Consider the following 5,000-nt stretch of genomic DNA (forward strand, 5'->3'; position numbering starts at 1 on the left):
ACTGAAGGAAACGCCTTATTCTCAATACGGTGTGCTTCTTGCTGTGACCAATTACGAGCAAAATAATGCCGTGCGATAGCTTGTAGATGTGAATTTGATGCCCGACAAACTGAAATTCAAAAAATTCAAAGTCAGCGGGAGTTGTTTCAATGACTTGCTGAATGCCCAACGCCAGCGTCTCCTTTTGTTGAAAGTTGAGGGCTTGGTCAATCCCAAAGAAATAGGGCCGCGATCGCCCATCCATCAGGGCAATGCCAGCAATTCCTGGTAAATTCAGAAAGTCTTGGACAACCTCCTTATTCATACATCCAGTACTCTTGATGATTCAACCGTTACATTTAGACATAATCTACGAAACTTAATAATCCTTGATCCCTGAATAGGCCAAAACAGCGATAGTATCAACGCGAAACTCGCTACCATTCATGATGATCGATCCGGTATTGTGTTGAGGACACTGATTTTAAGCACGCCTGTTTCATAGTTCTGTAACGTATAAAGGTGTGGATGAGTGGCAATCGACCATCGTTCCCGTTATTGTTCTTGGCAAATACCAACTGTTCTCTTGCAGGTTTAGCAGTCATGTCCGACCTTCCTTTCACCCTTGACCAACTGCGAATTTTGAAGGCAATTGCCCAGGAGGGAAGCTTCAAGCGAGCCGCAGATAGTCTTTACGTTTCGCAACCTGCGGTGAGTCTACAGGTTCAAAACTTGGAGCGACAGTTGGATGTTCCCCTTTTTGACCGAGGCGGTCGTCGCGCTCAGTTGACTGAGGCGGGGCATTTACTGCTCAGTTACGGCGATCGCATTTTGAGCCTATGCCAGGAAACCTGTCGCGCCATTGAAGACTTGCAGAATTTACAGGGAGGCACCCTCATTGTAGGCGCAAGCCAAACAACGGGAACGTACCTACTACCCCGGATGATTGGCCGTTTTCGTCAGCGCTATCCGGATGTTGCGGTACAGCTCCATGTCCATTCAACGCGCCGAACAGCGTGGAGCGTTGCGAACGGACAAGTTGATCTTGCCATTATCGGCGGGGAAGTTCCTCCAGAATTACAGGACTCTTTAGAAATTATTCCCTACGCAGAAGACGAACTCGCACTTATCCTGCCAGTTTCTCATTCCTTAGCCCGCCTGGGTACGGTTCAGAAGGATGATTTGTACAAGCTCCAGTTCATTACTCTAGACTCCCAGTCCACGATCCGTAAGGTTATTGATCAAGTTTTGACCCGATGCGGAATTGAAACCCGCCGATTGAAAATTGAAATGGAGCTAAATTCCATTGAAGCGATTAAAAATGCCGTCCAAGCTGGCCTAGGTGCGGCGTTTGTGTCTATCTCAGCCATCGAGAAAGAGCTTCAGATGGGGGTCTTACACCGGGCAAAAATTAATGATGTGGTTGTAAATCGGACGCTATCCGTGATCTACAACCCCAATCGTTACCGATCCAAGGCCGCAGAAGCGTTTAATCAAGAAATTTTGCCGCAGTTTGCCACCCATGTTCCCATCCCACCAGACTCAGAGGCTAATTCTTCGAAGGCAGAGGATACATCATTGACCGCAGATTCCAAAGTGGATGTTTTAGAATTTGCAGAGACATCCTCTCTTGAAATCACCTCTCAACCTGGTGGAAGCTAATCCTGATCTGTTATGCAAACACACTGCACTCGTCCTGGCTGTCCCCGTCCAATCAACCAGTTCACCGATTTGGATGACAACGCAACCCTGAAGACTGTGCAGCAAAAATATTGCACCACCTGTGGAATGCCCCAAATCCTGATCGGACGCTATATTCCGACCCGTTTACTTGGGCAAGGAGGATTTGGAGCCGCCTATCTCGCGATTGACCGCTATACGCCAGCCATGCGGAAGTGTGTGGTCAAACTGTTTCAGCCATCGGGTAACCTCAATCCTGACCAGATGCGGGTGGCTCAAGAGTTGTTTGAACGAGAGGGAGAAGTGCTGGAAAAGCTGGGCAATCGCCATCCTCAGATTCCGGATTTACTAGCATTTTTTCCATTAATGGTTCCCAGTCAACGTCGGGGCGCACCCGATGACCAGTTTTTTTATCTGGTTCAAGAATTTATTGATGGTCAGGATCTCGAACATGAGCAGGCTCAAAAAGGGGCATTCTCCCAAAGCGAGGTTTTAGAAGTCCTGATTGAAGTGTTGAAAATTCTGCGCTTTGTCCACGATAACGGGTCTATCCATCGCGACATTAAACCCTCCAACATCATGCGCGATCGCAACGGAGTGCTACACCTGCTGGATTTTGGTGCCGTCAAGCAAATTGCTGCCGGAGCCGGACAGCCGGCCCAATCGTCCACAGGTATTTATTCAATGGGCTTTGCGCCTCCAGAACAGATGGCAGGCAACATCGTCTATCCCGCCACTGACCTTTATGCCCTAGCCGTGACCTGCATTACGCTGTTGACGGGGAAGCAACCGAACGAACTCTTTGATCCCTACAGTAACACCTGGAATTGGCGTGCCTATGCCCAGGTTAGCGATTGGCTGGAGGCGATTTTGAATCGGATGTTGCTGGCAACGCCAAGCCAACGGTTTCAGTCTGCGGATGAGGTGATTGAAGCCCTTCGACTGGCCGCCCAAACCAAGACTCCTGCTTCATCGTCCCCGCCGCCGCCTTCGCGGTTTGGAGTTAACCCAACACCTTCAGCCCCCTCTGCCGCCGCCGCTGCCCCCTCCCCCCCTCCCCTTCAGTCGCAACCATCCGCTGCACCGCCCATTACACCCACGCCTGCCGCTGCTGCAGTCCCCGCACCACCGAAACCTGCATCGCCCGTTCCCGCGGCCAAAGCGGCTCCTCCAGCTCCAGTGGTGTCCCGTTCAACCGTAGATTTATTGCTCAATGCGGCGTTTACGGGGTTTGAGGGGGGGCTGTTGGCGATCGCCCTTGCCAGCTTTGGGCTGACAGTTCTAGCCGGATCGGGTGCATGGCTTGGGGCGATCGCCATTTTGATTGTGCTGCAAAGACAGCGAGTTATTGAACGGTGGAAGTCGTTGATCATTGTGGCCATTACGCTAGCTGTCGTTTTGCTGGTGCCGCCATTGCACAGTGTTGCAGGGACGCTGATTGCTGAAAGTCCCCGCGTGGCCGTGGTGGTGATTGCGGGGCTGACGGCGGGTCTGGCGATCGCCGGAACAACGGTTTTCCGTCTGATTTATAAAATCCTGTCCGCTCTGCTATAGTCGCAACAAGAAATTCTGATGAGGTACGATTCAAAATGCAAATTTCCCAAGGCAAAATTCCCTGGGCGATATTAATTGTTTTTGGTATTGCAGCGTTTTTAGGGGCGTTAGTAACCAGCTATGCCTACCATCGGTTCAACGTCTGGATTGCTGACGGGCAGTGGTGTACTGAATTTACGCCAAGCGGACGAGTGGAACGCCACTATGGATCAATGTGTGACGCTGTTGACTAATTCTCCTCTACCACACCCAGCAACCTACCTCCATTGGATCAAGCCTACCACTGTGCTGCATTGCGGTAGTGAATGGCTGTTTTAGCTGTTTAAAGAATTGTGGGCAGGTGCATCTAAAATTCTTTGTTATCCTGGGGCGATCGCATTTACTCTACACTCTAGGCACCAAAAGACTCATACCGTAATCATGACCATAGATCTAGCGTTGTCTGATAGTCAATGACTATAATTTGAGTAATCTGAGGGGTCATCCATTCGAAGCGGTCTCAGACCGAAAAGCTCGTTATGGGCTGTTCGCCGCGTGAAGCCTACTCATACCGCTGGGGGAATTTTATGGGTCGCCAAGATGATTTAGATCGAATGCGTCAGCTTTGCCGTGTTCCAGCCCAGAATGCGGCTTCCATTGCCGATACCCAACCGACATCCAAACCGATTCAGCCTGCTGCGCCCCACCGCGTACCCAGCAAAAAAAAGACAAGGTTCACAACCTGGATGCTGCTGCTGATCAGCGTTGCCCTCCTCGTAATTCTGACCCACCGTTCGCCGTCGGTATGGGATCCCCGCATGATCTTTACCGCATCATCTGAGCTTGACCAATCGGAAGCGCAACCTGGTGATCACATTTTGAATCTCGTGGTAACCCAAGGATGGAATCATAACCACATGGGGATTGACGTGGCCTTACCCAACGGGCAGGACTCAACGGGCATCCCCGTCTATGCGATTGGCAATCCAGGGGCAGAAGTTAAGATTACCTGCTGGTTTGATCCCATTGGGGGCAATAATGTTTCGACCTATTCAGACGGTCAGGAATTTGCCTTTGATTACGCCCATTTGGATTCCTCCGTCTGTGCGCCTAGGGGAACGGCAACGGTGATGGCGGGGGACGAAGTTGGCACCATTGGCAATACCGGAGCCGGAACAACAGGCCCTCATCTCCATTTTCAGCAGCGGAAACATGGAACCGAAAACCCAGTTACGGGCGAACATGTGCCGGGGTGGAAAGGATTTATTGAGCAAGCCCTTGAGCCAAAGGCATCGGTTGAGAACGGAGAGGTCATAGAACCAGAGGTTTTAATCACACCATCAGACGAGCCATTGCAAAGTCCCGATCTTTCACCGCGATCGCCCCAATCTCCTGATAATTTCCAGGAGCAACCCGGTTTCAATGCACCGATTGCCCCTCCCACCGCTCCTGAGCAAGACTCTTCGCCTAGCGTCAGGCGATCGCCTAATGTCTATCCCCCAATTTAATTCTTCAGAGTCGAGCGATCGCCAGGATATTCAGAGGGTATATGCATTAAAACAGCGGCAGGGCAAAGTTAATGCCAAGGCCAAAAACGCCGCTATTGAAGTTAATATCCGAGCGAGTAGAGTCGCCAAAACTAAACCCGCCATAGGCACTCAGTTGGGTTCTGGAGGTTAGGTCGTAGATTACTGAAGCGGTAACTTGGTTGTAAAAATCATCTCTGTCGTCCTCGGTAAAGACGGTCCACGACACCCGATAATCCAGGGCCACATCTAAATCTGGAGTCACGTCATACGCTAAGCCCA

5 protein-coding genes and 1 pseudogene are annotated in these 5,000 nt (G+C 50.8%); 4 read left to right on the forward strand and 2 right to left on the reverse strand.

What is annotated here, in order from left to right; genetic code table 11:
- Positions 1–304: hypothetical protein (locus IGR76_16185; protein MBF2080006.1), on the reverse strand; the 304-nt coding region annotated here is incomplete at its 3' end.
- A 278-nt stretch (positions 305–582) separates the two neighbouring features.
- On the opposite strand from IGR76_16185, the pseudogene IGR76_16190 reads away from it, so the two are divergent.
- The 4 genes and pseudogenes from IGR76_16190 to IGR76_16205 all read left to right on the forward strand — a co-directional run bounded on the left by IGR76_16190 (position 583) and on the right by IGR76_16205 (position 4,700).
- Positions 583–1,497, forward strand: a pseudogene (locus tag IGR76_16190) (LysR family transcriptional regulator).
- A 156-nt stretch (positions 1,498–1,653) separates the two neighbouring features.
- A complete protein-coding gene (locus tag IGR76_16195; GenBank protein MBF2080007.1) occupies positions 1,654–3,213 on the forward strand; it encodes a protein kinase in 1,560 nt (519 codons plus the stop codon).
- Between the two features lie 35 nt (positions 3,214–3,248).
- On the forward strand, positions 3,249–3,446 hold the full coding sequence (locus IGR76_16200; protein ID MBF2080008.1) for a hypothetical protein: 198 nt from the start codon (positions 3,249–3,251) through the stop codon (positions 3,444–3,446).
- A 333-nt stretch (positions 3,447–3,779) separates the two neighbouring features.
- The gene (locus tag IGR76_16205; protein ID MBF2080009.1) at positions 3,780–4,700 is read left to right on the forward strand and encodes a M23 family metallopeptidase; all 921 of its coding nucleotides are present in this window, start codon (positions 3,780–3,782) and stop codon (positions 4,698–4,700) included.
- A gap of 46 nt (positions 4,701–4,746) precedes the next feature.
- Here the strand turns inward: IGR76_16205 and IGR76_16210 are convergent, their stop codons facing one another.
- The gene (locus IGR76_16210; protein MBF2080010.1) at positions 4,747–4,983 is read right to left on the reverse strand and encodes a hypothetical protein; all 237 of its coding nucleotides are present in this window, start codon (positions 4,981–4,983) and stop codon (positions 4,747–4,749) included.
- Positions 4,984–5,000 lie beyond the last annotated feature (17 nt).

Source organism: Synechococcales cyanobacterium T60_A2020_003 (assembly GCA_015272205.1).
GTDB lineage: Bacteria > Cyanobacteriota > Cyanobacteriia > RECH01 > RECH01 > JACYMB01.